Raw genomic sequence first — 25,323 nt, forward strand, 5'->3', positions numbered from 1 at the left:
TGTAAACGAGATGCTCTACCAACTGAGCTAACCGCCCCAACAGGTGTGACTACCGGCCCTTTAGCGCGCTGCCGTGACCGGTCAAGAAACTTGCTGCGCGTCAGCCGCCACCGTGCGGATAATGGTGGCCCGGGCAGCATCATTCCAGACAAAGACCTGCACCACCCTGCGTAGCTGCTCGGGATCGTAAGGACCGCCGGACAGCGCCTGGCCCAGCGTCCGGTAGAATGTGTCAAGCGACCGGTCGAGGTTAGTGCCGGTCCGGTGTTCGCGAAGCGTGGCACGCGCGGTTTCGACATCGCCCGCTTCGAGAGAGGCGAGCACCAGATAAGCCCGCAGGATTGGCGCTGCATCGATGTTGTAGCTGACCAGTTTCTGAATCTCCTGCCGGGCTCTTTCCCGCTCTGCCGGATCGGTCATGCAGGGAATGCCGTCGGTGAGCATCATTGCCTGAAGCGACGGGAAAACCTCGATCCGCTTGTTCAGCCGATTCATGCGGTGCAGCCCGCGGTCGCACCGGCCCTCCGCAAAGTCGATCCGGGTGAGAAGCACGCTGGTGTAGAGGCTGGAATCGCCGTGCCTTTGCGCTCGCTGGACTTCGGCCCATGCCTTTCCTTCGGAACGCACTTCTCCACCGGCCCGCAGGTCCTGGACATAAAGGGAAAAGGCGTTGCGGGCGATGATATTGGGCAAGTGGATACGGTCATCGCCGAACCGGGCCACACATTCGTCGACAGCGTCACTGTCCACCGTCACCACCCGGTTCAGGTCGAACGCGATATAGCATTCGTACGCAGATCGCGGCTTTTCCCGGTCGATCCGCCCCAGAACCGCGTCGGTCAGGATGCCGGACGGGCGGAAAATATCGATCAGGAAGGCTCGCGCCTGATCCGGGATGGCGGGGTCGTCAGGATCGATCGGGTATTCTGCAGATGATATGAGGTTGCCGGCACGGTCCTCCAGGACAATGCTCACCGCGGTTTCATTTCCTGTGCCAGCCGTTGCAACGGCGAGCACGTAATCGCCCGGCTCATCCCTCGCCAGCCTTCCCACCAGCGACGATGTGACCATCGTCCGGGCCAGTTCTGCCACGGGTCGGCTTGCCGCCGCTTCCGCGCTGGACGCCTCGTCATCCACCACCACCTCGACCAGGGGACTCATGGTCAGCCCTGCGTCCGCTTGCTGCCGCCATCCTGACAGTGCGGCAGCGATGCCCGCGGCAACGACAATGGCGAGGAGGGCGATAATCGCCATGGCAACCAGCGTGCCCGGTGCCCGGAAGCGCGCGCGGGCAGCCTCACTCTTCTCCGTCTGCGCATCGCCTGCAGGGGCGCTATCCCGGCGGGGCGTGGAGGCCTTTCCTCCGGCCAGTTCGGGGTATGCCTCTTCCGGCGCGGCGAGGGCGATCGAGTAGATGCCCTTGGGAACATGGAGACAAAGTCCGTCAACCGGCGTGTTCGCCGCGTAGTGCTGCGCCAGTGCCTTGCGCAGGCGGGACACCATGACACGGGCGTAGCTTTCGTTGCCGAAGTCGAAGGCATGGGCCTTGCCCATCGCTTCGACCGCAATGTCATACTGCGTTACCTTGCCGGAAGGATCGACAATGGCGCGATCAACCAGGTACCTGAGCAACCGAACAAGCGTCGGCGACTGGCGGAAGGGCATTTCCGCCAGGACTGCGTCACGCTCGGCGAGCAATTGCTCAGCCGACGCGCTGGCGTGACTTGACACGTTACTCAAAGACTAACTCTCTGTTTTTCTTGCGATCGTTACCTGAGTACGGCAGCTTGATTGCGTTTGTTCCGACATTTTCACCTTAACGACGCGGTAATGATCATAGTGGAGCCCGCGAAACGTTACATATACCGAGAAACACTGATGCCGTTCCGGAGTTCCCCATACTTTCGTCCGGCCACATTTTGTGGCCAACGAAAGCGGGTCGCACATGCCGGAATTCAAGGAAAACAAGGCCCGACATGCCTTTGCACTGATCGAGCCAGACCCCCAGGTCCGGATGGTAGTCAGCGCCATGCTGGTGGCCGAAGGTCATTCGGTGGAGCCCTTCGACGAGGTGGGCGAGATGCCCGCATCGTGGCTGGGCCGGCGCCTGATCCTGATGCGCGATGTGCGGGGGGCGTTCAGCAGGCTGGTTGCAATGGCGGATCGCGCGCATATCTGGCCTCGGGTCATTCTCTACGCCGACGAACCGGCACCTGAGGATATTGCCAGCCGGATCAAGCAAGGGGCGGTGGGATACATATTCACCCCGGAGTGCGCGTCGCAGATCCTCTCCATTGTCGAGACAGATGACTTCGGGGGATCCTTCATTTCCCGGATCAAGTGGCGCGTCTATCAGGCAGAGCGGGCCATGGAGGGCCTGACGCCAAGAGAGCACGAGATCCTGGCGCTCGTCGCCAACGGGCACACCAGCCGCCAGATTGCCACCTTGCTCAAGCTCAGCACCCGGACGGTAGAGGTCCACCGGGCGAACCTGCTGAGCAAGCTGGGAGCAAGGACCAGCGCCGAGGCAGTCAGGCTTACGGTCGAAAGGTCGCTGATGACAACCTGAGCACAGAAGCGGGGAGGCTTCCGGCAATCCCTTCCGCTTCTGAAACCCTCATAACAATTGCAGCCCGTTGCCGGTCGCGGCTAGAGCCCGGATATGACCCAGCCGCGCATCATGATCCTCGCCACCGGCGGCACGATTGCCGGCAGCGCCGGTTCTGCGCTCGGGCGCGGGTATCGGGCGGGGCAGCTCGGGATAGACGAGCTGGTCTCCGCTGCCCGCGAACTCGGGCTGGTGGCCGACCTTTCCGGTGAGGAAATCGCCGCAGTCGGCTCGCAGGATATCGGATGGGGCGAATGGCAGGCACTCTACGCCGCCATTACACGTGCCATTGCCGATCCTGCGGTGGCAGGCGTGATCGTGACCCATGGCACCGATACGGCCGAGGAGACCGCCTGGCTGCTCGACCTCACTCTGCCGGCAGGCAAGCCGGTGGTGCTGGTGGGGGCAATGCGCCCGGCCGATGCGGTGGGCAGCGACGGGATGCGCAATTTCGCCAATGCCGTGCGGGTGGCGGGGGACACGGGCGCGCACGGGCGCGGGGTCATGGTGGTGATGGGCGATGCCGTGTTCGCCGCCAGCGACGTACGCAAGGCGGCGACCAGCAATATCGATGCCTTCAAGGGGTTTCCGCGCGGACCGCTGGGACTGGTCAGCCCGGCTTCGCTGGACTGGTTCGCACCAGCGGCCAAAGCGGGCGAACAGGCGCGCTTCACCTGGCCCGAGGCGCTCCCGCGGGTCGAGATCCTCTATGCCCATGCCGACATGGACGCCCAGCCGGTGGCCAGCGCGCTGGCGATCGGAGCAGTAGGGCTGGTGCTCGCCGGGCTCGGGCAGGGCAACGCGTCCGCGCCTGTGCTCGACGCGCTTCAGAGCGCCTCGCGTGATGGCGTGCCGGTAGTCCGCGCCAGCCGGGTCGACGAAGGCTATGTCGACCGCAATGTCGAGGTTGACGACGATGCGCGGGGATTTGTCGCCGCCCGCAGCTTCAACCCGCAGAAGGCCCGCATCCTGCTGCAACTGCTGATCGCGGGCGGGGTGACTGGCCCCGCCGCGATGCAGGCTGCGTTCGACCGGCGTTAGGCCTTATCCCCAGGGGGTGACGAGGTACTTCTCACCGGTGCGCATGGCGCGGTAATCGAGCGCGGCGTCCTTCTCCAGCATCTGCTCCAGGCTTACGTGCGCCTTGTAATGGCTGGCAAAAGTGGTGGTGAGGCCGGCCTGAACCCGTTGGCGCATCCGCACCACGGTTTCCATGCCCGCCTTCTGCAGGAACGGCGTGAGCAGCCAGCCCGACACCGTCCATTGCAGGCCGTAGCTCGGCGTCAGGATGGTCGGCCCGAGGTCGAGCCGGCCATACATGTACATCTTCTTGTCCTGATTGGAGCCGTAGCGGCTGTATTCGCTCATCCGGCTGGAGGCGACCTGCTCCATCGCTTTTAGGCAGGCGTCGGTGTTGGTGCCGCCGCCGATCGGGTCGAAGCCGAGGAAGGCGCCCGTAGCATCCACTGCGCTGCGCAGCTGCTTCATGAAATCGGGGTCGGACGAATTGACCACGTGTTCGGCGCCCTGGGCTTTCAGCAGCTCTACCTGCTCGGCCTTGCGGACGATGTTGACCAGCTTCATGCCGTCTTCAAGGCAGATGCGGTTGAGCATCTGGCCAAGGTTGGAAGCAGCGGCGAGGTGGATGATCGCCTCGTGTCCTTCCATCTTCGCGGTTTCGACGAAGCCCAGTGCGGTCATCGGGTTGACGAAGGCGCTCGCCCCCTCGGCACTGGAAAGTTCGCCGATCGGCAGGCACATCATCGCTTCAGCCACGCAATACTGGCCGAAGGCATTGCCCGGCACGCAGGCGACCCGCTGGCCGACCAGCGCCTGGGCCATGTCGGATTCGCCTGCTGCGATAACCGTGCCCGCGCCCTCGTTGCCAACCGGCAGGCGCTGGCCGTGGCGGCCCTTCTGCCCGGTCAGGAACGGCTCGGGCATCTGCGCCACGATCTTGCCGGGCGAATATTCGGCGTTTTCGAGATCAGCGGCGGAGAACAGCAGGGCAAGGTCGCTCGGGTTGATCGGCGCGGCCTCCATCTTCACGAGAACCTGGCTGGGGCCGGGGGTGGGGACAGGCGCTTCGCCAACCTCGACCGTCAGGGTACCGCCCGCGTCGAGCGTGGTGAAGATCTGCTTGCCGGTCTGCGTCATTGTCGTCTCCCTTGAATCGTCAGCGCATCGCTACGCTGGCAATGCCGGGTTGGCTAGGGTGACGTGGCGTCAGCTTCGTCCGGATAATCGGCCCTGACGAAGTACAGCCCTTGCGGCGGGGCGTTCAGGCCCAGCTGCTGCCGGTCACGGGCGGCGAGCACCTCGGCCACCTGTTCCTCGCGCCAGCGGCCCATGCCGACGAGCGTGAGGCAACCGACCATGCTGCGCACCTGATGGTGGAGGAAGCTGCGGGCGGCGGCCTCGATGATGACATGGCTGCCCTCCCGCCGCACATCCAGCCGGTCGAGCGTCTTGAGCGCGCTGGCCGACTGGCAATGGACCGAGCGGAACGTGGTGAAGTCGTGCTGCCCGACGAGCGCCTGCGCCGCGCGGTGCATCGCGCCAGCGTCAAGCGGTTGCTGCACCTGCCAGGCGCGGTTCGCCTCCAGCGTCAGCGGCGCGCGGCGGTTGATGATGCGGTATTCGTAAGCGCGGCCGGTGCAGGAAAAACGGGCGTGCCAGTCATCGGGCTTCACCGCGCAGGCCAGCACCGCGATCGGGTTTGGACGCAGGTGGTAATTCAGCGCTTCCATCAGCCGGAATGGTTCGATTGGCCTGGCGATATCGACATGCGAAACCATGGCAAGCGCGTGGACCCCGGCGTCGGTCCGCCCGGCGGAATGGAGTGCCGCGGCTTCTCCCGTGACGGCATGCACCGCCTGCTCGACCGCCTGCTGCACGCTTGGACCGTGGGCCTGGCGCTGGAGGCCCATGAACGGCGTGCCGTCAAATTCGAGGGTGAGGGCAAAGCGGGTCAATCGAGCACTGCCCCCGCCGCAATCGGCCATCCGCGCAGCAATTCGTCCGCCTCCATCGCCGGTTTGCCGGCCCGCTGGAGCCTGATCGGCCGGATCGCTCCATTGCCGCAGGCGATGGTGAGCTTGCCGTCAATCACGGTGCCGGGCTTCTCGTTCCCCTGGGCCACGCCGGCCTTCAGCAGCTTCACCCGCTCGCCGCCGATTTCGCACCAGGCACCGGGAAAAGGGGCGAGACCGTGGATATGGCGAACCACGTCGGTGGCGGGGCGCTGCCAGTCGATCCGCGCCTCGGCCTTGTCGATCTTGGCAGCGTAGGTGACGCCCTCCGCAGGCTGGACCTGGGGCGCCAGCTGGTCGAGCCCGGCCAGTACTTCCACCATCAGGTGCGCTCCCAGTTCGGCCAGTTCCGCAGTCAGTTCGCCGGTCGTCTTGTCCTCGATCGGGGTGGCGGCCCTGGCCAGCATCGGCCCGGTGTCGAGCCCCGCTTCCATCTGCATGATGGTGACGCCGGTTTGCTCATCGCCCGCCATCACCGCGCGGTGGATCGGTGCCGCCCCGCGCCAGCGCGGCAGGAGCGAGGCGTGGACGTTGAGGCAGCCGTGCTTCGGCGCGTCGAGCACCGCCTGCGGCAGGATCAGACCGTAGGCGGCGACCACCGCCACGTCGGCGCCAAGCGCGGCGAATTCGGCCTGCTGTTCGGGCTTGCGCAGCGATTTGGGTGTCAGGACCGGGACGCCCAGAGCTTCCGCCGCCCGGTGCACGGGCGAGGGTTGCAGCTTCTTGCCGCGCCCGGCAGGCGCTGGCGGCTGGCTGTAGACTGCCACCAGTTCGTGCCCTGCTTCGTGCAGTGCCCGCAGCGTCGGCACCGCGAAGTCAGGCGTTCCCATGAAAATGATACGCATAAGGGGCGGGGCAGCCTTTCGTTCGGTAGTTGCTGCCCCTATCTGCCGCTTCATGGCATCGCAAGAGATCGAGCGGCTGGCTTCTGCACTGGCGCGGCTTCCCGGCCTTGGCCCGCGCAGTGCGCGGCGGGCGGTGCTGTGGCTGGTCAAGCACCGCGAACGGGCGCTGCCCGAACTGGTCGAGGCGCTGGCCGGGGTGCGCGAGAACCTCTCCGAGTGCCCGCAATGCGGCAATGTCGATACCCACAGCCCCTGCGGCATCTGCGCTGACCCGCGCCGCGATCCGCGCAGCCTGTGCGTGGTGGAGGAAGTGTCTGACCTGTGGGCGCTGGACCGGGCGCGGCTGTTCACCGGGCGCTACCACGTGCTGGGTGGGCGGCTCTCCGCGCTGGAGGGTGTCCGCCCGGAGGATCTCAACATCACCGGCCTGCTGGCGCGCGTGGAAGAAGGCGGCATCGACGAGGTCGTGCTGGCGATGAACGCCACGCTCGAAGGGCAGACCACTGCCCATTACCTCGCCGAGCGGCTGGAGGCCTTTCCGGTGCGGGTGACCCAGCTGGCCCACGGCCTGCCCGTCGGCGGAGAGCTCGATTACCTTGACGAAGGCACGCTGGCGCAGGCGCTGCGCGCACGGCGGCCGGTTTGATCGACGCAGGCAGTTGAAGCCGCGCCATACCCGCACTATGTGGCGGCGATGGCTATCCGTGAAATCCTCGAAGTGCCGGATCCCCGGCTCAAGGTCGTGTCCGAACCCGTCACCGAGTTCGATGACGAACTGCGCACCCTCGTCGAGGACATGTTCGAGACGATGTACGATGCGCCCGGTATCGGCCTCGCGGCGATTCAGGTCGGCGTGCCCAAGCGCCTGCTAGTGATCGACCTGCAGCCGGAAGACCCGGATGCCGAGCCCGAACCGTGCAACCACGATGGTCACCACCACCATCACCAGCCGACGAAGAAGGAACCGCGCGTCTTCGTCAATCCGGTGATTGTCGATCCGGCAGAAGACCTCGCGACCTATCAGGAAGGCTGCCTCTCGGTCCCCGAAATCTACGCCGACGTTGATCGTCCGGCGACCTGCACCGTGCGCTACCAGGATCTCGACGGCAAGCACCACGAGGAGCGGATGGAGGGCCTGATGGCGACCTGCATCCAGCACGAGATGGACCACCTCGAAGGCATCCTGTTCATTGACCACCTGAGCCGCCTGAAGCGGCAGATGGCGCTCAAGAAGCTGCAGAAGCTGCGGGCGGCCTAGGCTCAGCCGACCATTTGGAGCGCCTCGCGGCACCGCGCGGCGCAATCACGGCAGGCTTCGGCACAGATCCGGCAATGGTCGTTGTCATGCTGTTCGCATTCGGCAGCGCAGAGCTCGCAAGCCTGGATGCAGGTGTTCAGCATCGAGCGCAGGACCTCCTCGTTGGCGCCGGTGCGGCGAGCCGCAACGCGTGACGTGGCGGCGCAGATATCGGCGCAGTCACTGCAGGTGCGGATGCATTGCTGCATGTCCATCTCTTCGGCGGCGCAGGCGTCCGCACAGGATGTGCAGACTACCGAGCAATAGCTCGTAATCGCAGCGGCCTGGGCAAGTGCTTCGTTTGGCGGCCCCCCGATCCCTTCGCGCAGGTCAGGATGGGCGGCGATGATGCTGACGATCGACATGAGTTTTTTCTCCTTGGATAACGAATAGACGGGCAGCCTGGAGATATGTTCCGCAGTTGCCCTGCTGCGGTCGTTTCTTGCGGGGAACCGTGAGCCGGAGGCGGCCGTTCGTCTGACATGATCGGGGACGATACCATCGGACTTCTCGCTCGGTCGGCCGCGCAGGTGTTCGAGGTGGCCGGCATCGGGGTGATTGTCGCCGGCTCGCTGGTCGCCGTTGTGTTGTTCGCGATGGGCATGGTCAGGCTTCAGACGTACGGACAACGCGAGAAGGCCGACGATCCGGTCGCGATCTTCCGCCGCGCCTTGGGACGGTCCATCCTGGTGGGCCTTGAGCTGCTGGTCGCAGCCGACATCATCCGCACCCTCGCGGTCGACCCGACCATCGACAGCGTTCTGGTACTTGCAGTGATCGTGCTGATCCGCACTTTCCTCAGCTTCAGCCTGGAGGTGGAGATCGACGGGCGCTGGCCGTGGCAGAAGCAGACCCCGAGCACCAAAGAGGGCGGGCCCTGAGGCGGCAGGTGAATAAACTGGTTCCTGTCTTGGCGACGGCGCCCGTTCCAGCTATGTTCCCGTCATGGAACCTGTCATTGTTGTTGTCGCTGTCCTTTTCCTGGTGGTCGGGCTTGGCGTGGGCTGGCTCGCTGCTTCGCGGCCCATCGCGGACCTGAGGGAACGCCTCGGAGACGCGGAGGGGCAAGTGTCAGACGCGGAAGCGCGCTTCAAGCAGGCGGTGGCGGAATTGGGCGATGCCCGGATCGAAGTGGCCACCTTGCGCGCCAATGCCGCGAACTTTGACAAGCAGATCGAGGCGATGCGGCAGGCGCGGGAGGAGCTGCTGATGCAGTTCCGCGCAACCGGCGGCGAGGTGCTGGCCAAAGCGCAGGAAGAATTCATGAAGCGCGCCGAAGAGCGGCTCGGCCATTCGGAAAAGGCCAGCGAGGAAAAGCTCAAGGCGCTGCTCGCCCCGGTGGGCGACCGGCTGAAAAGCTACGAGGACCAGGTCAAGGCGCTGGAGGAAAAGCGGGTCGATGCCTTCGGCCAGCTGGCCGGGGTGATCGAGCAGATGCGCGCCGGGCAAGAACAGATCCGGCGCGAGGCACAGCGGCTCGGCAATTCGCTCACCAATGCGCCCAAGGCGCGCGGGCGCTGGGGCGAGCGGGCATTGCAGAACGTGCTGGAGCAGTGCGGCCTGTCCGAACACACCGATTTCTTCCTCGAACATTCGCTCGATACCGATGAAGGGCGGCTGCGCCCCGATGCGATCGTGCGGGTGCCGGGGCAGAAGATGCTGGTGATAGACGCCAAGGTTTCGCTCAACGCCTATCAGGCGGCATTCGAGGCGGACGATGAAGGCGAGCGCAAGCGCCTGTTGGAGGTCCATGCCAAGGCGATGAAGGGCCATGTCCAGACGCTCGGCGCCAAGAGCTACCAGAGCCAGTTCGACGAGGCACCGGACTATGTCGTTATGTTCGTGCCGGGGGAGCATTTCGTCGCCGCCGCCCTGGAAGCCGATCCGGAGCTGTGGGACTTCGCCTTTCGCAACAAGGTGCTGCTGGCAACGCCGACCAACCTGGTGGCGATTGCCCGCACCGTGGCGCAGGTGTGGCGGCAAGACACCATTGCCCGAGAGGCGATCGAGATCGGCAAGGCCGGGGCCGAGCTGTATGACCGGCTGGCGGTTGCGGCCGAGCACCTGAAGCGCGTCGGTGGCGGGCTCGAAACGGCGGTCAACAACTACAACAAGTTTGTCGGCTCGTTTGAGCGCAACGTGCTCACCTCCGGCCGGCGGCTGGCGGAAAAGGGCATCGAAATCGGCAAGCGTGAGATCGAGGACGTGCCGCTGATCGAAGGCGCACCGCGCTATGGCGCAGCGGACGTATCCGAGGAGGAGGAAGGCGTGGCCCTGCCGCCGCCTGCCGCCTGAACCCGACGCATCCGGGTGTCAGTCAGCCCGCACCAGTTCGGCCTTGTGGCTGTCTGAGCTCAGCGTCAGTCGGTCACCCGCAACGGTTAACACCGGCTTTTCCGCCAGCAGGGCGCCAATGGCGCGCTCCTGCTCCATCAGCCCGTCGCAGAACATCATGGTCGAGGCGTAGGGGCCGCCCATTAGCCGATCGCCTTCGATTGTCCAGGTGCCGCCCATGCCGTTGCAGCCTGCGGTGGCGCTGATTCGCTCGGCGGTGAACGCCATGCGCGCCCGGTCCGATGCCGGGGCTTGCCCGTCAATGGCAACAAAGCGCCATTCGGTCCCGGCCAGTTGCGGCGTTTCGGCATAGCCGGTGCTGGCACAGGCGGCGAGCAGGGGCAGGGCGGCGAGGGTAGCGAGTCGGATCATGGCGCAAGGCTAGGCCCGCCCGCCTGATCGCGCAATGAACGCGCCTCAGCCTTCGAGCGAGTCCAGCACCTCGTAGGCCAGCACGGCACCGGCCACGGCGGCGTTGAGGCTGTCCGCCCGGCCGCGCATCGGCATGGTCACCCGCAGGTCGCAGGCCGCCTCGTACTGTTCGGGCAGGCCGCGCGATTCGTTGCCGACCAGGATGAAGCACGGCGCAGCATAAGGCGCACCGCGATAGGGGACGGCATCGCGCAAGGACGCGGCCACGAGCTGCCCCTCTCCGCCGCGCAGCCAGGGAAGGAACTCCTCCCATCGTGCCTGCGCGATATGCTGCGTGAACACGGCGCCCATGCTCGCCCGCACGGCTTCGACGCTGAACGGATCGGCGCAGTCGTCGATCAGGATCAGCCCGCCGGCCCCGACTGCGTCCCCGGTCCGCAGCATGGTGCCCAGGTTGCCCGGATCGCGCAGCGCCTGCGCCACGAGCCAGATCGGCGCGGCAGCGCGGTCAAGCGCAGCGAGCGAGGTGTCGAATTCATCATAGACACCCGCCACGGCCTGCGGGTTGTCCTTGCCGGTGATCTTGCCGAGGATGTCCGCGCTGGTTTCGATCACTTCGCCGCCGGCAGCAAACACAGCGTGTTCCAGCCGGTCGATCAGGGGGTGGGGATCGCGGCCGGATGCGAGGACCAGCACTTGCGGAACGTGCCCGCATTCCAGGGCGTCGGTCAGCAGGCGCAGACCTTCGGCGAGGAACGTGCCCGCCGCCTTGCGGTGCTTCTTCTCGCGCAGGGCCCGCAGCGCCTTGACGGTCGGATTGGAGAAGCCGGTGATCAGCCTCCGGCCGGGATCGGGCATTGGTCTGGGCTGCCTATTCTTCGCCGAAGCCGTCGGCCACCAGCGCGCTCAGCCGCTCGATCACAGCGCCGTCGGCATCGCCGGTCACGACCAGCTCGATCGTATCGCCCCTGGCCGCGCCGAGCATCATCAGGCCGAGGATCGAACCCCCTGCAGCACTGTTCGCGCCCTTGGTGACAGTGACGCAGACCCCGTCCGGCAACTGGCTGGCGGCGTTGACGAACTTGGCGCTGGCGCGCGCGTGCAGGCCGCGGCTGTTGACGATGGTCAGTTCCCGCCGATGTTCCGCCACACGTACCCCTACGATGCCTTGGCGCGCTGGCCGAGCAGCTCGGAAGCGACGGTGATGTAGCTTTGCCCGGCTTCGCGCGCGGCGGCGACGGCGGTGACCACGTCATGATCCTTGCGCACGCCGGCCAGCCGGATCAGCATCGGCAGGTTGACCCCGGCGATGACTTCCACCCGGCCCGAATCGAGCAGCGAAATGGCGAGGTTGGACGGGGTGCCGCCAAACAGATCGGTCAGGATGACCACGCCCTTGCCACTGTCGACCTTGCGGATCGCCCCGGCAATTTCCGCCCGGCGCTTCTCGGCGTCGTCGTCCGGTCCGATGCAGACGGTGGCAATCGCCTCCTGCCGGCCGACCACGTGCTCCATCGCGTGAACGAATTCCTCGGCCAGCCGGCCGTGGGTTACCAGAATGAGTCCGATCATGGGCGTTACGGTATCCGGATTCTCTCGGTCAGGGGTGTCTCGCATGTCCGCCACCGGTCAGCCCTTCGGGCCTTCGATCTCGTCAGCGGCACGCGACCCCAGATTGCGGTGCAACACGGTGGGGGAAAATCCGTCTTCGCGCAAGGCCTGAGCCATGCGCTCGGCGGTGAAGACCGACCGGTGGCGCCCGCCAGTACAGCCGAAGGCGATGTTGACATAGGCCTTTCCCTGCGCGCGGTAGCGCGGCAACAGGGTGGCCAGAAGCGTGCGGATCTGGCCGAATACCGTGTCATATGCCGGATCCTGCCGGATGTGTTCGCCCACTGCCGGATCGAGCCCGGTCTGTTCGCGCAGTTCCGGCACCCAGTGCGGGTTGTCGAGAAAGCGCATGTCGAACACCAGGTCTGCCAACGGCGGGGTCCCGCGCGCGAAACCGAAGCTGGAGACGATCACTGCCATGTCCTGCGGAGCAGTCCGGGCGAACTGGGCGCGGACGGCCTGTTGCAGGTCGTTGCTGGTGAAAGCAGAGGTGTCGAGTACTGCGTCAGCCCAGCGCCGCAGGGGTTCGAGCAGCTCCCGCTCTGCCTGAATGCCGGTCCGCACCGGGCGCTCGGCCGCCATCGGGTGGCGCCGCCGCGTCTCGTTGTAGCGCCGTTCGAGCTCGGCGCTGTTGCAGTCCAGGAACAGGGTGGTGATGACCAGGTCTTCGCGCTGGCTCAACCCCTTGACCCGCTCGATCACGTCAACCGGATCGAACCCGCGCGTGCGGCTGTCGAAACCGATGGCGAGCGGGGTGCGCTGACTGTCCTGTGCCAGAGAGGGCGGGGTGGAAGTCTGGGCTGCCGCTGAGGGCGGCCCGATCAGGCGCACCAGCAGGCGGATAGGAAAATTGTCGATCGCCTCCCAGCCCAGATCCTCCAGCACGCGCAAGGCAGTCGTCTTGCCGGCGCCTGACAAGCCGGTGACGAGCAGGATGTGCTGGCGCTGAATCGGGGCAGGGGCGGGCGAATCACTGGGCATGGCACGCCGTATCTGCGCGGGTTCGTGGTGCTTGGAAAGGCGCTATCACAGGCCGTACCGTTCCAGCGCCAGTTCGGCCCGAATGGCCGCGGCGGGGATCGAGGGATCGAACCACAGGCGGGGCACCTTGCGGCCCAGCACCAGCCCCTGCTCTGACTGCTCGACAAAGCGCGGCGCGTCGCGCGCCAGCCGCAGCACCAGGGCAAGTGGTGCTGCCGTGGTCGGCATCGCCACCAGTCCGACGTTGCGCACTTCGATCAGGCCCTTGATCGGGGCTGGAGGGGAGGCGAGGACTTGCTCGCCCTGCAGCGACAGGGCCACCCCGTCATCACCGATCAGGATTGCCCCCCGGTCGATCAGCTTGAGGGCGAGCGTGGTCTTGCCGCTGCCGGGCGGCCCTTCCAGCATCAGCGCGCGTGCACCGACGGCGACGCAGGTCGCCTGATGCAGGACAGGCCCGGTCATACCCGGTCGATGGTGCGCTGCGGCAGGGTGAGCAGCAGGCAGGCCCCCGGCTCGCCGTTGTCCCGCCCCAGCGCCACCAGCGAACCGTCATGCGCTTCGGCAATGGTGCGGGCAATGGCGAGGCCGAGCCCCGAATGGTTGCCGAAATCCTCCGCATCGGGACGTTCGGAATGGAACCGGCGGAATACCTTCTCGCGGGCCTCCTCGGGGATGCCGGGGCCTTCGTCGCACACGCTCAGTTCAACCGTTTTCCCGCTGCGCTGCACGCGCACCGTAATGGTCCCTTCCGGAGGAGAGAACGACACGGCATTGTCGAGCAGGTTCTCGACCACGCGTTCGAGGCGGATCGGCACGCCGGAAACCGGTGCTCCGGTGCGGGGCAGGTCGAGCGCGATGGCGCGTCCGTCGTTCTCGGCCCGGTTCTCGCGCGCGCCGACGATGGCACGGACCAGTTCGGCCAGATCGATCGGCTCGAATGTGGCGCGTGACAGCTCGGCATCAATCCGGCTGGCTTCGGAAATTTCGCTGACCAGGCGGTCGATCCGGCGCACGTCATGTGCGGCGATGGCCGTCAGCTGCGCACGGAGTTCCGGATCGCTCACCTTGGGCAGCGATTCGAGCGCGCTGCGCAGGGACGCGAGCGGGTTCTTGATTTCATGCGCCACGTCGGCGGCGAAATGGTCAACCGCGTCGATCCGCTGGCGCAAGGTATTGGTCATGTCGGAAACGGCGCGGGCCAGCACGCCGATTTCGTCGCGTCGTTCAGGCAGGCGGGGCACTTCGACTCCGCGATCGCGCCCCTGGCGCACGCGGATCGCGGCGCTGGCGAGAGTTCGCAGCGGCTGGACGATGGTGCGCGCCATGTAGAGCGACAGCAGAATCGATCCCACCAGCGCCATCAGCACCGCGATCACCAGAGTGGTCCGTGCCTCGCGCACGGCCAGCGTGATGTCGAGCGCATTGCGGGTGGTCAGCAGGGTCGCTCCGTTGAGGCCGACTGGCGCTGCCGCATTGATGACAGGCGATCCGTCCGGCGCATCGCGCAGCTGGATCTGGGAAAGCCCGGCTTCGCGCGCGCGCTTGAGTTCTGGCCAGGCATCGGCGTTCGCCACTGCCGGTTCGATATAATCCGGAATAGGCGGTGCCCCGACGATCCGGTCAAACACCCGGTCCAGCATTCGCGACATGTCCTGTGACAGCGGATCGTCACTCGGATCGTCGAAGGTAAAAGCCGGTTCGGCCAATGCAAAACTGTCAGCCCAGAGCCGCCCTTCGGCATCGAACATGCGCAGTCTCATGCGCTGTTCCTTGCCGATCTGGACCATCAGGGCTTCCTGCCGCTGGCGGCTCGCCCCGGCCAGGGCCTCGGCCGTGATCTGCACCTCGATCCGAGCCATCTTGTAGCGTTCGGCCAGCAACTGTTTGCGATAGCCGTCAAGATAGAACACCCCGCCACCGAGCAGCGCGAGCGGCAGGATGTTCACTGCCAGGATGCGCGGTGTGATCGACAGGCGGCTCGACCAGCGGAACCGCTTGAGTTGCTGGTCGAAGCTGTCACGCAGCGGAGTGGTGTCAGGCATCGTTGAAGCTGTAGCCTGCACCGTAAAGCGTATCGATCGCCCCGAACTGCGGATCGACGCTGCGGAACTTGCGGCGCATCCGCTTGATGTGGCTGTCGACCGTGCGATCGTCCACGAACACGTCGTCAGGATAGGCCGCATCCATCAGCTGGTTGCGGCTCTTGATCACTCCGGGGCGGGAGGCGAGCGCTTCCAGCAGCAGGAATTCGGTCACCGTCAACGAGACGATCTTGCCGTCCCAGGTAACCAGGTGGCGGGCCGGATCCATCATCAGGCGGCCGCGCTCCACCACCGGGCCGGGCTCCAGCTGTGCTTCGCCAGAGCTGTCGTCCTCGCCGTCGCTGCCGCCGCTGCGGCGCAGGATTGCCCGGATGCGGGCCAGCAGCAGGCGCAGGCTGAACGGCTTGGCGATATAGTCGTCCGCCCCCAGCTCCAGCCCGGCTTCCTCGTCCTGCTCGTCATCCTTGCTGGTCAGGAAGATCACCGGCAGGTCCGACTGGCGGCGCAGCTGGCGCAGCAGCTCCATCCCGTCCATGCGCGGCATCTTGATGTCGAACACGCCCAGGTCCGGCGGCTTGTCGAGCAGGGCCTTCAGGGCGGATTCGCCATCGGTGTAGATGCGCGTGGTGTAGCCTTCGGCCTGCAGCGCGATGGACACGGTGGTGAGGATGTTGCGATCGTCATCGACAAGGGCAATCACGCGCTCGCGCCTGCCGGGCCGGGGTTCGCTCTCTGCCATGGCATCGTGACTAGTCGTTTCGGCGCATTTGGGCAACGCATCGAACGCGCCGCATCGCAACTATCCGGCCAGCGGGAATCGCATGGTTTGACGTCGGCGCAGGCTGTGATTATGGGCGCCGGTGAAATCCAGTGCATTCGTATGCAGGCGACTCGTCCGCTCCCCGGCGGATTTCTGAAAACCCTGCCTGCCCAGGAGATGATATGAGCACCCCCCTGTCCACCTCGCTCGCCGCCCAGGGTTTTGAGACCCGGGCCATTATCCACCCCAATTTCGGCACCGCAGAGCTGGTCGAGCACGCGCTGAAAAAGGGTGAGGGACAACTGACCAAGCACGGCGCGCTGCTGGTCGACACGGGCAAGTTTACCGGCCGCAGCGTAAAGGACAAGTACATCGTCCGCGATGCGACGACGGAGGAAACCATCAACTGGGGCCCGATCAACCAGCCGATGGGGCAGGAGCACTGGAATGCTCTCAAGGCCGATTTCCTCGCGGCGGTGAAGGATCAGGGCGAACTCTACGTGGCCGACTTGTTTGGCGGCAGCCAGCCGGAATACCGGGTCAACGTGCGCGTCATCAATGAAATGGCCTGGCACAACCTGTTCATCCGCACCCTGCTGGTGCGCCCCACGGCGGAAGAACTGGCGGTCTTCACACCCGAATACACCATCATCAACCTGCCCAGCTTCAAGGCCGACCCGGAACGTCACGGCTGCCGCAGCGACACGGTGATTGTCGTCAATTTCACCGAGAAGCTGATTCTGATCGGGAATACCGAATATTCGGGCGAGATGAAGAAGGGCGTGTTCGGCCTGCTCAACTACCTGCTGCCCGCGCAGGGCGTGATGCCGATGCATTGTTCGGCCAACATCGGCGCGGACGGCAAGAGCGCGATCTTCTTCGGCCTGTCGGGCACCGGCAAGACCACCCTTTCGGCTGACGCCAGCCGCACCCTGATCGGCGATGACGAACATGGCTGGTCGGACCAGGCCGTGTTCAACTTCGAAGGCGGTTGCTACGCCAAGATGATCAATCTCTCGGCCGAAGGCGAGCCGGAGATTTACGCCACCACCCGGATGTTCGGCACGATCCTGGAAAACGTGACGATCGATCCGGCCACGCGTGAACTCGATTTCACCGATGGCAGCAAGACCGAGAACACCCGCGGCGCCTATCCGATCGAGTACATTCCCAACACGTCGGAGAAGAACCTCGGCCCGGCGCCGGCCAATGTGATCATGCTGACCGCCGATGCCTTCGGCGTGCTGCCCCCGATCGCGCGGCTTACCCCCGATCAGGCGATGTATTACTTCCTCAGCGGTTACACCGCCAAGGTGGCCGGTACCGAAATCGGTGTGACGGAGCCGGAAGCGACGTTCAGCACCTGCTTTGGTGCCGCGTTCATGCCGCGTCATCCGAGCGTTTACGGCAACCTGCTCAAGGAACGGATCGCCAAGGGCAGTGTGCAGTGCTGGCTGTTCAATACCGGCTGGACCGGCGGCAAGTACGGCGTGGGGCAGCGGATGCCGATCAAGGCGACCCGCGGTCTGCTCAATGCCGTGCTCGACGGCAAGATCGACGATGTCGAGTTCCGCAAGGATCCCAACTTCGGGTTCGAAGTGCCGGTCCACGTGCCCGCGCTGGCCGAGGCCGGAATCGACCAGACCCTGCTCGACCCGCGCGCGACCTGGGCTGACAAGGATGAATACGACCGCATGGCGCAGAAGCTGGTGCAGCTGTTCATCGACAACTTCACGCAGTTCGAAGGCCATGTCGACGAAGGTGTGCGTCAGGCTGCGCCCCAGGCTGCCTGAGCCCGCCTGACCCCGCAGTCACTGGCGCCAGCCACGAGTTGGAGAGGAGAGGCCCCACCCGGCGCAAGACCGGGCGGGGCCTTTTTCGTGGGGAGCGGGAACCAGATTATCGACCAGCGTATTGGACGCAGCGACGGGCGCCGCCTAGAACCCGATCATAACAAAAGGGGAGACATCCATGATCCGCAGCGCCGCCTCGGTCGCATCCGTCCTTGCCATCCTGATTGCCGCGCCTGCCGCGCTGGCCCAGGATGCACCGCCTTCGCCCAATCCGGTCGAGGAAAAGGAAGTCAAAGCCTCGGCCCCGGATCCGGTCGCCCAGCCGGCGGAAGGGTCTGGAGAAGCGGCCTCGGTTGCAGCGGTTCCTGCCGCTCCGGCAAAGGCGGAAGATGCCAAGTGGGATGTCTCTGCGCCCGGCGACGGGGTGGTGCGCCAGGTGCCGATCCGCACCGATGAAGGCACCTGGATGGATGTTGATCTTTCGCCCGATGGCAACACGCTGGCCTTCAGCCTGCTGGGGGATATCTACACCATGCCGGTCACTGGCGGCACGCCGACCCGCGTGGCCGATGGCCTGGCGTGGGAAGTGCACCCGCGTTTCTCCCCCGATGGCCGCCGCATCGCCTTCACCTCTGACCGGGGCGGTGGCGACAACATCTGGGTCATGAATGCCGACGGCAGCGACAAGCGGCAGGTGACGAAGGAAAGCTTCCGCCTGATCAACCAGCCGAGCTGGAACCCCGACGGCCAGACACTGGCCGCCAAGAAGCACTTCACCACCCAGCGTTCGCTTGGCACGGGCGAGGTCTGGCTCTACCACGTCTCCGGCGGGGCAGGCGTCCAGCTGGTCAAGCGGGCGAGCGGGGCGCTGCAGAAAGAACTGGGCGAGCCCACCTTCGCCCCCGATGGCAGCGCGGTCTATTACACCCGCAACGTCAGTTCCGGGCCGATCTTCGAATATGCGCAGGACAGCCAGCAAAGCGTGTTCGAGATCGAACGCTATGACCTGAAGACCGGCGAGGTGACCACCGCCGTGTCCGGCTTCGGCGGCGCGGTGCGGCCCAATCCCTCGCCCGATGGGAAGCTGCTCAGCTTCGTGCGGCGCGACAAGGACCAGTCGCAGCTGTGGGTCAAGGACCTCGCCAGCGGGGCAGAGCGGATGATCTACGGCGCGCTCGACCTCGACATGCAGGAAACCTGGGCCGTCACCGGGGTCTATCCCAACATGGACTGGACGCCCGACAGCCGGACGATCGTGTTCTGGGCCGGGGGCAAGCTGCGCCGGGTCAACGCGGACGGCAGCGGCGCGGCGGTGATCCCGTTCCGGATCGACGACACCCGCGGGGTGATTGACGGGCCGCACCCGGTGATTGCGGTCGCGCCCGATGTGATTGAAACCAGGGTGCCCAAGTTCGCCGCCCTTTCGCCCGATGGCCGCCGGGTGGTGTTCGAAACGCTCGGCAAGTTGTGGGTCAAGGATGCCGCCGGGGGCGCGCCGCGCCGGCTGACCGGTGAAGGTGAGGCGCTGGAACTTTGGCCCGCCTGGTCGCGCGACGGGCGCAGCCTGGCCTGGGTCCGTTGGACCGACGCCGGTCTCGGGCAGATCGTGGTGGCAGATGCGCAGGGTCGCAATCCGCGCGTGGTGACGCCGCAGCCGGGCCATTACGCGGTGCCGCAGTTCTCGCCGGACGGGCGCACACTGGCCTTTGAGAAGCGCTCCGGCGGATATCTGACGTCGCCCGAGCAGTCCGAGAACACCGGTATCTACCGCGTTGCGGTGAACGGCGGCACCCCGATGCTGGTTGCGCGCGGCAACTCCGATCCGCAGTTCGCGGCCGACAATGACCGGCTGTTCATGCTCGGACGGTCGGATGGCAAGCTGCAGCTGCTCTCCAGCGACATGAACGGCGAAGCGCGCCGGGTCCATGCCGAGGGCGAACTGGCCAACGACTTCCGCGTCGCGCCTGACGGGCGGCACCTGGCTTTCCGCCAGAACTATGAAGTGTTTGCCATGCCGCTGCTGCCGGGCGGGCAGGCGGTCGGGGTTGATGAAACGTCCAGCGCCATGCCGGTGGTCCGCGCCAGCAAGGGCGGGGCGGACTACATTGGCTGGGCCGATGGCGGGCGCACCCTGCACTGGTCGATCGGGCCAGAGCTGCGCACAGCATCGGTCAGCCAGCTGTTCCGCGCTGCGCCCAGGGGTGAGGACGAAACGTCCGGTTTCACCCCGCCCGAATCGGGTATCTCGCTCTCTGTCAGGCAGCGGGCTGCGAGGCCGGGCGAAACCGTGGTGCTCACCGGCGCGCGGGTCCTCACCATGGCCGGCGACGGGGCAGGGGTGATCGAGAACGGCCTGATCGTGATCGAGGGCGACCGGATTGCCGGTGTCCACGATGCAACGACTGTCCGACTGAAACTGGACCCCGGAACCAAGGTCATCGACATGAGCGGCAAGACGATCATGCCCGGTCTGGTCGATGCCCATGCCCATGGGCCGCAGGGCGTGGGTGATCTGGTGCCGCAGCAGAACTGGGCGGCGATGCAGAACCTCGCCATGGGCGTGACGACGATCCACGATCCATCCTCGCAGGCCAGCGCGATCTTTGCCGCCGCTGAGCGGCAGCGGGCCGGGACCCTGCTTGCCCCGCGCATCTTCTCGACCGGGGAAATCATCTACGGGGCCAAGTCGCCCGGGGTCTATGCCCGGATCGACAGTTACGAGGATGCTCTGGCCCACGTTCGCCGGATCAAGGCGCAGGGCGGCATTTCGGTCAAGAACTACAACCAGCCGCGGCGCGAGCAGCGCCAGCAGGTGGTGGCGGCTGCGCGAGCGGAAAACATGCTGGTGGTGGCCGAAGGCGGCTCGCTGTTCGGGATGGACATGAACCTCGTCGCCGACGGCAATTCGACGATCGAGCACAACGTGCCGGTCGACGTGATGTACGAGGACGTGCTCCAGTTCTTCGGCCAGTCGAAAACCAACTACACCCCCACCCTGGTGGTGACCTATGGCGGCCTCGCCGGCGATCCCTACTGGCGGCAGGCACAGGACGTGTTCGCCCATCCGCTGCTGGTCCACACCCCGCCGCGCCAGCTGCTGGCGGAAACCGGGCGACGGACCAAGGCGCCGGACTGGGCCTTCGTTGATGACAACGCCGCGCGCGAGGCGAAGAAGCTGGCTGATCGCGGGGTCAAGGTCTCGATCGGGGCGCATGGCCAGCAGGCCGGGATCGCGGCCCACTGGGAACTGTGGAGCTTCGTGCGGGGGGGGATGACCCCGGTCGAGGCACTGCGCGCCGGCACGATCGAGTCCGCCCGCTCGCTCGGCATGGATCGTGACGTAGGCAGTATCGAGCCGGGCAAGCTGGCGGATCTGGTGGTGCTCTCGGCCGATCCGTCGGCCGATATTGCCAACAGCGACGACATCGAGCGGGTGATGATCGGCGGGCGGCTGTACGACGCCAGAACGCTGAACGAGGTCGAAACCGGCACGGCCACACGTCAGCCCTATTGGTGGGAGTGAGCGGACGCGCTACACTGCGTGCCCAACCCGCTGACAGGAGGTCGCATTCCATGAGTCTGTTCGATTCGATATTGAAGAACATCAACGGTTCGCCCGATGATGTCCGCAACCTCGCGCACAAGATCGGCATCGATCCGGCCATGGCGGAAAAGGCGATTGCCGCGCTCGGCCAGTCGCACCAGATGCAGGGCGATACAGTGGAATTGGCGGCGGCCAAGACCGGGCTGGACACGGGCATATTGAGCCAGATTGTCGAACAGATCGGCGGCGAAGGTTCACTGACCCACTTCAGCTCGATGCTGAAGGACAACCCTCAGGCTGCCGGCATTCTCGGAATGCTCGACCGCGATGGCGACGGCAACCCGATCAACGATGTGATGGACATGGCCAAGGGCCTGTTCGGAAAGAAATAAGTGGCGCTGCCTTCCGCCTGATCGTCAGGCGGAAGGCTCGCTGCCGATCATCCCCGCGCGCCCGCAATATATCGCTCCACGTTCTTTGCCAGCACCGTCATCGGCGCGTTGCCGCCGAGAATGACCGCGTCGTTGAACGCCTTGAAGTCATAGGCCGGGCCGAGCGTTGACCGCGCCTGTCCGCGCAGGCGCAGGATCTCGCTGTGGCCCAGCTTGTAACCGGTCGCCTGCCCCGGCCAGCTGCAATAGCGGTCCACCTCGCTCGCCACTTCCTGCGGCTTGTTGCCGTTTTCCTCGACGAAGAAATTGACTGCGCGCTGGCGGCTCCAGCCCTTGGCGTGGAGGCCCGTGTCGACCACCATCCGGCAGGCGCGGAAGGCGAGGCTCTGCAAATAGCCCAGTCGCCCGACTTCGCTGCCCTCGTAAGCGCCAAGCTCGTCCGCCAGCGTCTGCGCGTAGAGCGCCCAGCCTTCGCTGAAGGCGTTGAAGGCGAGGATCGAGCGGATCAGCGGTAGCCGGTTGGAGTATTCTCCTTCCCACACGTGGCCGGGGATCGTCTCGTGGAAGGTCAGGTCCGCCAGGTCATACTTGCGGTGCAGTTCGGTGGTGTGGAGGTTGATCCACATCCGGCCGGGAATGGTTCCGTCCTTGCTGCCCGCCCCGCCATAGGCACCCGGTGCGCCCGGTTCCTCGGCCAGCGGCAGGCGGCGCACTTCCAGCTTCGGATCGACCAGGGTGTTGAAGGCCCGCGGCATCTGCGCGCGCACCCAGTCGATCCGCTCGTTGATGAAGGCCATGATCTCGGCCCGGCCCGGGTCGCCCTCGGCAAACTTGTAGCGCGGGTCCTGCCCCAGCGCCTGCATCCGCTCGCCCACCGTGCCGCTGGTGTAGCCGATCCGGCGCAGGATCGGGTCCATCTCGGCCTGGAGCGATTTCAGCTCCTCCAGCCCCTGCCGGTGGACATCGTCAGCTGACAGGCGGGTGGTGGTGCTGGCGCGCAGGGCCCAGGCGTACCATTCCTCGCCATGCCGCCGTTCACGCATGCCGGGGGCGCTGGTCGCGACCGCGCGCTGGGCCTTCAGCTCTTCGAGCTGCCGTTCGAGCGCGACGGCGATCGTGGCGGTCTCGTACATCTGTGCCATATCGGCCATGCGTTCCGGCTGGCCCGCCTTGGCCAGGGCGGCGCGATAGGGGGCGGCATAAAGTTCGCCCTTGCCGGCCGAGGCCAGCGTCGTTTCCATCTGCTTGATGGCCCGGTCGAGCAGGAAGTCGGGCGGCACCACGCCGAGCGCGCGGGTCGCCTGCATCCGCTCCCGCTCGCCCTCCAGCGCCTGGGGGATGGCGCGGATGCGCTCCAGCCAGGCTTCGGCATCGGCCCCGTCGGCCAGCGGCTGGCTCGATTCGAGGAAGCGTGGATAGTCGAGATAGCTGCCGACGTTCTGGATCACGACATAGGGCGCGTTGCGCCAGCTGCCGACCGCAACATCGCCGTAAGGCAGGGCGAACCCTTCGAGCGCCACTTCGTAGGCGCTTTCGACCACTTCGAAGCTGGTCAGCTGGTCAGCGGTCATGCCTTCGCGCGGGAAGGCGCGGGTGGAGGCGAGATCCTGCCGCAAGGTGCTGGCATAGGCCTGCTGCCCGGCGCCGCTCTGGTCCTCCAGCTTCGCGCGCAGTCCGGCATACTGGCCAGTATCGACGCCCAGTCCAGTGGCGCGTTCGGGCTCGTGCTTGAGGAGGTTGTAGCCGACCTGTTCGAGCCACTGGTCCGGTGCGGAAAGGGCTGATGACGCCGCGCTGCCGGCATATGTCTTGCAGCCGGTCAGGGTGAGGGCGGTGGTGGCACCAAGCGCCGCCAGCGTCTGGCGGCGAGTGAGGACGGGGGGTGTGAAAGCGTTCATCCGCCATGTCTTAAGTGGCTGGTCCGCGCTGTCAAACCGTATGGTGCAGGCAAGGGTGGCGGGAAACCTCTTCCCTTGGCGCCCTGTTCCGGGCTAGCCGGTGGGGCATGGAAATCGTGCTTTCGATCCTCGTTCTTGCCGCCTTCGCCTTGCTGGCGGGCGCGGTTTGGCTGTGGCGCAAGGGCGGCGCGCGGCAGCAGGCTGTGCTGATGGCGATCCTGGCGGTGATTGCGTTGGTCAACGTGGCCATCTGGACGGTGCCGCAACCCGATGGCACCGCCCCGATCAGCCAGATTCCGGACTAATCCGGGATCTGCCACAGCACTGAGCTGGCATAGCTGCCCGGCACCTTGTCTCCCGTTCCGTTGCGCGCCGGTTCGAACCGGGCGCGCCTGGTCACCAGCGAACAGGTGGCCTCGTCGAGCGCAGTGTGGCCGGTCGAACGGGTGATCTGGCAGCCTTCCACCCGGCCACTGGCGCCGATGGCAAGCCTGAACCCGGCAGTCCCGGCATAGCCGCGGTTGATCCAGCTGGTCTTGTAATCCGCCTCGGTGATCCAGCCGTGCGGGTTGTTGCGCGCCTTCGCCGCCACCGCTTCGGCCGCCGGCGTGATCGACGGACCGGGCGAGGGGATGATTGTTGGTCCGGGTATCGGCTTGACCACGATGTCGCCCGGCGGGGGCAGCACGGTGGTTGCGTCGATTGCGCTGTCGTTGGTGTTGATCGTGATGACCGTGTCGGGTGTGTAGACCTTGCTGTCGGTCGGTGTCTTGGTATCGGGTGTCGGCTTGGGCGGCGGCGGGAGCGGAATCGGATCGACCACCGTTTCGCCCTTCAGGCGCGGCTCAGGCGGGGGGATGACCCCGGTAAACTGCAACCCGATCACCAGTGCATATCCAAGCGCCGCGTGGACTGCGATCACCCCGGCGACCGATGCGGCGCGGTCTGCGGGTCTCTTGCTGTCAGTATAGGCCATGCTTCCTCTCCTTGCTTACCCCCAAGCAAGGTTATGTCATTACATATCATCCGCAAGAACTATCGCGTCCCGATTTGCTACTGACGCGCAGGTCTGGCCCGCACTGGCAGGCTGGAGGCGACGGCGTGAAGGGGGTGTGCTGCCCGGGGCGGGCAATCACATCACTTGATCGGGCAGGACGGATCGAGCCGGAAGTTGAGGTAGTTGTCCACCGAACCCATCAGCTCTTCGATTTCGTTCTCGAAGAAGTGGTTGGCGCGGGGGATTTCCTCGTGATGGATGGTGATGTGCTTTTGCGTGCGCAGTTTGTCGACCAGCTTCTGCACCGCGTTGGGCTGCACCACCGTGTCAGCCGCGCCCTGGATGAAGATGCCGCTGGCGGGGCAAGGGGCAAGGAAGCTGAAGTCGTACATGTTGGCGGGCGCCGCAACCGAGATGAAGCCGCGGATTTCCGGGCGGCGCATCAGCAGTTGCATCCCGATCAGCGCGCCGAAGCTGACGCCCGCAACCCAGGTGGTCTGCGCCTCGGGATGGATCGACTGGACCCAGTCGAGCGCGCTGGCAGCGTCGCTCAGTTCGCCCACGCCGTTGTCGAAGCTGCCCTGGCTGCGCCCGACACCGCGGAAATTGAACCGCAGGGTGGCAAAGCCGCGGTCGGAAAAGGTCTTGTACAGCCGCTGCGTGATCCGGTCATTCATGGTGCCGCCGCCCTGCGGGTGCGGGTGCAGGATCATCGCCACCGGCGCACGCGCGCGGCTGGGCGGGTTGTAACGGCCTTCTAGGCGGCCTTCGGGGCCGGGAAAGATAACGGAGGGCATGGGCGGGTTACCTGTCA

The 25,323-nt window shown here is 65.9% G+C and carries 27 protein-coding genes; 11 read left to right on the forward strand and 16 right to left on the reverse strand.

Features of this window, described 5'->3' with window-relative positions; all coding sequences use genetic code 11:
- Window positions 1-81: 81 nt before the first annotated feature.
- Window positions 82-1,731 carry a hypothetical protein gene (locus tag U4960_RS05250; RefSeq protein ID WP_324262523.1) on the reverse strand — a complete coding sequence of 550 codons (1,650 nt, stop codon included), beginning with the start codon at window positions 1,729-1,731 and terminating at the stop codon, window positions 82-84.
- Between the two features lie 214 nt (window positions 1,732-1,945).
- Here U4960_RS05250 and U4960_RS05255 point away from each other — a divergent pair, with 214 nt between their 5' ends.
- Complete coding sequence (locus tag U4960_RS05255) at window positions 1,946-2,569, forward strand: response regulator transcription factor (protein ID WP_324262524.1); 624 nt, start codon at window positions 1,946-1,948, stop codon at window positions 2,567-2,569.
- 93 nt (window positions 2,570-2,662) lie between these two features.
- The gene (locus U4960_RS05260) at window positions 2,663-3,649 is read left to right on the forward strand and encodes an asparaginase (protein WP_324262525.1); all 987 of its coding nucleotides are present in this window, start codon (window positions 2,663-2,665) and stop codon (window positions 3,647-3,649) included.
- 3 nt (window positions 3,650-3,652) lie between these two features.
- On the opposite strand, the gene U4960_RS05265 is transcribed toward U4960_RS05260, so the two are convergent.
- Genes U4960_RS05265 through fmt form a run of 3 tightly spaced genes read right to left on the reverse strand, consistent with a single transcriptional unit; the run spans window position 3,653 to window position 6,485 of the window.
- A complete protein-coding gene (locus U4960_RS05265; protein WP_324262526.1) occupies window positions 3,653-4,765 on the reverse strand; it encodes a zinc-binding dehydrogenase in 1,113 nt (370 codons plus the stop codon).
- 53 nt (window positions 4,766-4,818) lie between these two features.
- On the reverse strand, window positions 4,819-5,583 hold the full coding sequence (truA, locus tag U4960_RS05270; protein WP_324262527.1) for a tRNA pseudouridine(38-40) synthase TruA: 765 nt from the start codon (window positions 5,581-5,583) through the stop codon (window positions 4,819-4,821).
- Complete coding sequence (gene fmt, locus U4960_RS05275) at window positions 5,580-6,485, reverse strand: methionyl-tRNA formyltransferase (RefSeq protein WP_324262528.1); 906 nt, start codon at window positions 6,483-6,485, stop codon at window positions 5,580-5,582. Before fmt ends, truA begins: the two co-directional genes overlap by 4 nt.
- Before the next feature lie 52 nt (window positions 6,486-6,537).
- On the opposite strand from fmt, the gene recR reads away from it, so the two are divergent.
- Window positions 6,538-7,131, forward strand: a complete 594-nt coding sequence (gene recR, locus U4960_RS05280; RefSeq protein WP_324262529.1) for a recombination mediator RecR — start codon at window positions 6,538-6,540, stop codon at window positions 7,129-7,131.
- Window positions 7,132-7,179: 48 nt separating this feature from the next.
- Window positions 7,180-7,743, forward strand: coding sequence for a peptide deformylase (gene def, locus U4960_RS05285; protein ID WP_324262530.1), 564 nt, complete (start codon window positions 7,180-7,182; stop codon window positions 7,741-7,743).
- Between the two features lie 2 nt (window positions 7,744-7,745).
- Here def and U4960_RS05290 read toward each other — a convergent pair whose 3' ends face one another.
- Window positions 7,746-8,147, reverse strand: a complete 402-nt coding sequence (locus U4960_RS05290; protein WP_324262531.1) for a four-helix bundle copper-binding protein — start codon at window positions 8,145-8,147, stop codon at window positions 7,746-7,748.
- A 117-nt stretch (window positions 8,148-8,264) separates the two neighbouring features.
- Between U4960_RS05290 and U4960_RS05295 the strand changes: the two genes are divergently transcribed.
- Window positions 8,265-8,663 carry a DUF1622 domain-containing protein gene (locus U4960_RS05295; protein WP_324262532.1) on the forward strand — a complete coding sequence of 133 codons (399 nt, stop codon included), beginning with the start codon at window positions 8,265-8,267 and terminating at the stop codon, window positions 8,661-8,663.
- A 64-nt stretch (window positions 8,664-8,727) separates the two neighbouring features.
- Window positions 8,728-10,077 (forward strand): DNA recombination protein RmuC, encoded by a 1,350-nt coding sequence (locus U4960_RS05300; protein ID WP_324262533.1) that lies wholly within the window; start codon window positions 8,728-8,730, stop codon window positions 10,075-10,077.
- Window positions 10,078-10,095: 18 nt separating this feature from the next.
- On the opposite strand, the gene U4960_RS05305 is transcribed toward U4960_RS05300, so the two are convergent.
- From U4960_RS05305 to U4960_RS05340, 8 genes are read right to left on the reverse strand one after another with little or no spacing between them, the layout of a single operon-like run.
- Window positions 10,096-10,488: an META domain-containing protein gene (locus U4960_RS05305; protein WP_324262534.1), complete on the reverse strand. Its 393-nt coding sequence runs from the start codon at window positions 10,486-10,488 to the stop codon at window positions 10,096-10,098.
- Window positions 10,489-10,533: 45 nt separating this feature from the next.
- Window positions 10,534-11,346, reverse strand: coding sequence for a TrmH family RNA methyltransferase (locus U4960_RS05310; protein WP_324262535.1), 813 nt, complete (start codon window positions 11,344-11,346; stop codon window positions 10,534-10,536).
- Between the two features lie 13 nt (window positions 11,347-11,359).
- Window positions 11,360-11,638, reverse strand: coding sequence for an HPr family phosphocarrier protein (locus U4960_RS05315; RefSeq protein WP_324262536.1), 279 nt, complete (start codon window positions 11,636-11,638; stop codon window positions 11,360-11,362).
- A gap of 8 nt (window positions 11,639-11,646) precedes the next feature.
- The gene (locus tag U4960_RS05320; protein ID WP_324262537.1) at window positions 11,647-12,060 is read right to left on the reverse strand and encodes a PTS sugar transporter subunit IIA; all 414 of its coding nucleotides are present in this window, start codon (window positions 12,058-12,060) and stop codon (window positions 11,647-11,649) included.
- Window positions 12,061-12,117: 57 nt separating this feature from the next.
- Window positions 12,118-13,080, reverse strand: a complete 963-nt coding sequence (rapZ, locus tag U4960_RS05325) for an RNase adapter RapZ (protein WP_324262538.1) — start codon at window positions 13,078-13,080, stop codon at window positions 12,118-12,120.
- 45 nt (window positions 13,081-13,125) lie between these two features.
- On the reverse strand, window positions 13,126-13,545 hold the full coding sequence (locus tag U4960_RS05330; RefSeq protein ID WP_324262539.1) for an HPr kinase/phosphorylase: 420 nt from the start codon (window positions 13,543-13,545) through the stop codon (window positions 13,126-13,128).
- Complete coding sequence (locus U4960_RS05335; RefSeq protein WP_324262540.1) at window positions 13,542-15,125, reverse strand: sensor histidine kinase; 1,584 nt, start codon at window positions 15,123-15,125, stop codon at window positions 13,542-13,544. Before U4960_RS05335 ends, U4960_RS05330 begins: the two co-directional genes overlap by 4 nt.
- Window positions 15,118-15,864 carry a response regulator transcription factor gene (locus U4960_RS05340; RefSeq protein WP_324262541.1) on the reverse strand — a complete coding sequence of 249 codons (747 nt, stop codon included), beginning with the start codon at window positions 15,862-15,864 and terminating at the stop codon, window positions 15,118-15,120. Before U4960_RS05340 ends, U4960_RS05335 begins: the two co-directional genes overlap by 8 nt.
- Before the next feature lie 6 nt (window positions 15,865-15,870).
- Between U4960_RS05340 and U4960_RS05345 the strand changes: the two genes are divergently transcribed.
- The 4 genes from U4960_RS05345 to U4960_RS05360 all read left to right on the forward strand — a co-directional run bounded on the left by U4960_RS05345 (window position 15,871) and on the right by U4960_RS05360 (window position 21,614).
- Entirely contained in the window at window positions 15,871-16,071 is a 201-nt protein-coding gene (locus U4960_RS05345; protein WP_324262542.1) for a hypothetical protein, read from the forward strand.
- Window positions 16,068-17,678, forward strand: a complete 1,611-nt coding sequence (locus U4960_RS05350) for a phosphoenolpyruvate carboxykinase (RefSeq protein ID WP_324262543.1) — start codon at window positions 16,068-16,070, stop codon at window positions 17,676-17,678. Before U4960_RS05345 ends, U4960_RS05350 begins: the two co-directional genes overlap by 4 nt.
- Window positions 17,679-17,856: 178 nt before the next feature.
- On the forward strand, window positions 17,857-21,201 hold the full coding sequence (locus U4960_RS05355; RefSeq protein ID WP_324262544.1) for an amidohydrolase family protein: 3,345 nt from the start codon (window positions 17,857-17,859) through the stop codon (window positions 21,199-21,201).
- A 50-nt stretch (window positions 21,202-21,251) separates the two neighbouring features.
- A complete protein-coding gene (locus U4960_RS05360) occupies window positions 21,252-21,614 on the forward strand; it encodes a hypothetical protein (RefSeq protein ID WP_324262545.1) in 363 nt (120 codons plus the stop codon).
- A 47-nt stretch (window positions 21,615-21,661) separates the two neighbouring features.
- Here U4960_RS05360 and U4960_RS05365 read toward each other — a convergent pair whose 3' ends face one another.
- Window positions 21,662-23,512 carry a DUF885 domain-containing protein gene (locus tag U4960_RS05365; protein WP_324262546.1) on the reverse strand — a complete coding sequence of 617 codons (1,851 nt, stop codon included), beginning with the start codon at window positions 23,510-23,512 and terminating at the stop codon, window positions 21,662-21,664.
- Window positions 23,513-23,619: 107 nt separating this feature from the next.
- On the opposite strand from U4960_RS05365, the gene U4960_RS05370 reads away from it, so the two are divergent.
- On the forward strand, window positions 23,620-23,817 hold the full coding sequence (locus U4960_RS05370) for a hypothetical protein (protein ID WP_324262547.1): 198 nt from the start codon (window positions 23,620-23,622) through the stop codon (window positions 23,815-23,817).
- Here U4960_RS05370 and U4960_RS05375 read toward each other — a convergent pair.
- The gene (locus U4960_RS05375; RefSeq protein WP_324262548.1) at window positions 23,814-24,488 is read right to left on the reverse strand and encodes an energy transducer TonB; all 675 of its coding nucleotides are present in this window, start codon (window positions 24,486-24,488) and stop codon (window positions 23,814-23,816) included. The two genes, U4960_RS05370 and U4960_RS05375, sit on opposite strands and share 4 nt — an antisense overlap.
- A 161-nt stretch (window positions 24,489-24,649) precedes the next feature.
- On the reverse strand, window positions 24,650-25,306 hold the full coding sequence (locus tag U4960_RS05380; RefSeq protein ID WP_324262549.1) for an alpha/beta hydrolase: 657 nt from the start codon (window positions 25,304-25,306) through the stop codon (window positions 24,650-24,652).
- Window positions 25,307-25,323 lie beyond the last annotated feature (17 nt).

The sequence above is a fragment of the Altererythrobacter sp. H2 genome (genome assembly GCF_035319885.1).
Lineage (GTDB): Bacteria > Pseudomonadota > Alphaproteobacteria > Sphingomonadales > Sphingomonadaceae > 34-65-8.

What these genes read in the sequence shown, in the direction of transcription:
- U4960_RS05255 (WP_324262524.1), top strand. Translation starts at nt 1,946, where the DNA reads ATGCCGGAATTCAAGGAAAACAAGGCCCGACATGCCTTTGCACTGATC.
- U4960_RS05260 (WP_324262525.1), top strand. Translation starts at nt 2,663, where the DNA reads ATGACCCAGCCGCGCATCATGATCCTCGCCACCGGCGGCACGATTGCC.
- U4960_RS05265 (WP_324262526.1), bottom strand. Translation starts at nt 4,765, where the DNA reads ATGACGCAGACCGGCAAGCAGATCTTCACCACGCTCGACGCGGGCGGT.
- fmt (WP_324262528.1), bottom strand. Translation starts at nt 6,485, where the DNA reads ATGCGTATCATTTTCATGGGAACGCCTGACTTCGCGGTGCCGACGCTG.
- recR (WP_324262529.1), top strand. Translation starts at nt 6,538, where the DNA reads ATGGCATCGCAAGAGATCGAGCGGCTGGCTTCTGCACTGGCGCGGCTT.
- def (WP_324262530.1), top strand. Translation starts at nt 7,180, where the DNA reads ATGGCTATCCGTGAAATCCTCGAAGTGCCGGATCCCCGGCTCAAGGTC.
- U4960_RS05290 (WP_324262531.1), bottom strand. Translation starts at nt 8,147, where the DNA reads ATGTCGATCGTCAGCATCATCGCCGCCCATCCTGACCTGCGCGAAGGG.
- U4960_RS05295 (WP_324262532.1), top strand. Translation starts at nt 8,265, where the DNA reads ATGATCGGGGACGATACCATCGGACTTCTCGCTCGGTCGGCCGCGCAG.
- U4960_RS05300 (WP_324262533.1), top strand. Translation starts at nt 8,728, where the DNA reads ATGGAACCTGTCATTGTTGTTGTCGCTGTCCTTTTCCTGGTGGTCGGG.
- U4960_RS05305 (WP_324262534.1), bottom strand. Translation starts at nt 10,488, where the DNA reads ATGATCCGACTCGCTACCCTCGCCGCCCTGCCCCTGCTCGCCGCCTGT.
- U4960_RS05310 (WP_324262535.1), bottom strand. Translation starts at nt 11,346, where the DNA reads ATGCCCGATCCCGGCCGGAGGCTGATCACCGGCTTCTCCAATCCGACC.
- U4960_RS05320 (WP_324262537.1), bottom strand. Translation starts at nt 12,060, where the DNA reads ATGATCGGACTCATTCTGGTAACCCACGGCCGGCTGGCCGAGGAATTC.
- rapZ (WP_324262538.1), bottom strand. Translation starts at nt 13,080, where the DNA reads ATGCCCAGTGATTCGCCCGCCCCTGCCCCGATTCAGCGCCAGCACATC.
- U4960_RS05330 (WP_324262539.1), bottom strand. Translation starts at nt 13,545, where the DNA reads ATGACCGGGCCTGTCCTGCATCAGGCGACCTGCGTCGCCGTCGGTGCA.
- U4960_RS05335 (WP_324262540.1), bottom strand. Translation starts at nt 15,125, where the DNA reads ATGCCTGACACCACTCCGCTGCGTGACAGCTTCGACCAGCAACTCAAG.
- U4960_RS05340 (WP_324262541.1), bottom strand. Translation starts at nt 15,864, where the DNA reads ATGGCAGAGAGCGAACCCCGGCCCGGCAGGCGCGAGCGCGTGATTGCC.
- U4960_RS05350 (WP_324262543.1), top strand. Translation starts at nt 16,068, where the DNA reads ATGAGCACCCCCCTGTCCACCTCGCTCGCCGCCCAGGGTTTTGAGACC.
- U4960_RS05355 (WP_324262544.1), top strand. Translation starts at nt 17,857, where the DNA reads ATGATCCGCAGCGCCGCCTCGGTCGCATCCGTCCTTGCCATCCTGATT.
- U4960_RS05360 (WP_324262545.1), top strand. Translation starts at nt 21,252, where the DNA reads ATGAGTCTGTTCGATTCGATATTGAAGAACATCAACGGTTCGCCCGAT.
- U4960_RS05365 (WP_324262546.1), bottom strand. Translation starts at nt 23,512, where the DNA reads ATGAACGCTTTCACACCCCCCGTCCTCACTCGCCGCCAGACGCTGGCG.
- U4960_RS05370 (WP_324262547.1), top strand. Translation starts at nt 23,620, where the DNA reads ATGGAAATCGTGCTTTCGATCCTCGTTCTTGCCGCCTTCGCCTTGCTG.
- U4960_RS05375 (WP_324262548.1), bottom strand. Translation starts at nt 24,488, where the DNA reads ATGGCCTATACTGACAGCAAGAGACCCGCAGACCGCGCCGCATCGGTC.
- U4960_RS05380 (WP_324262549.1), bottom strand. Translation starts at nt 25,306, where the DNA reads ATGCCCTCCGTTATCTTTCCCGGCCCCGAAGGCCGCCTAGAAGGCCGT.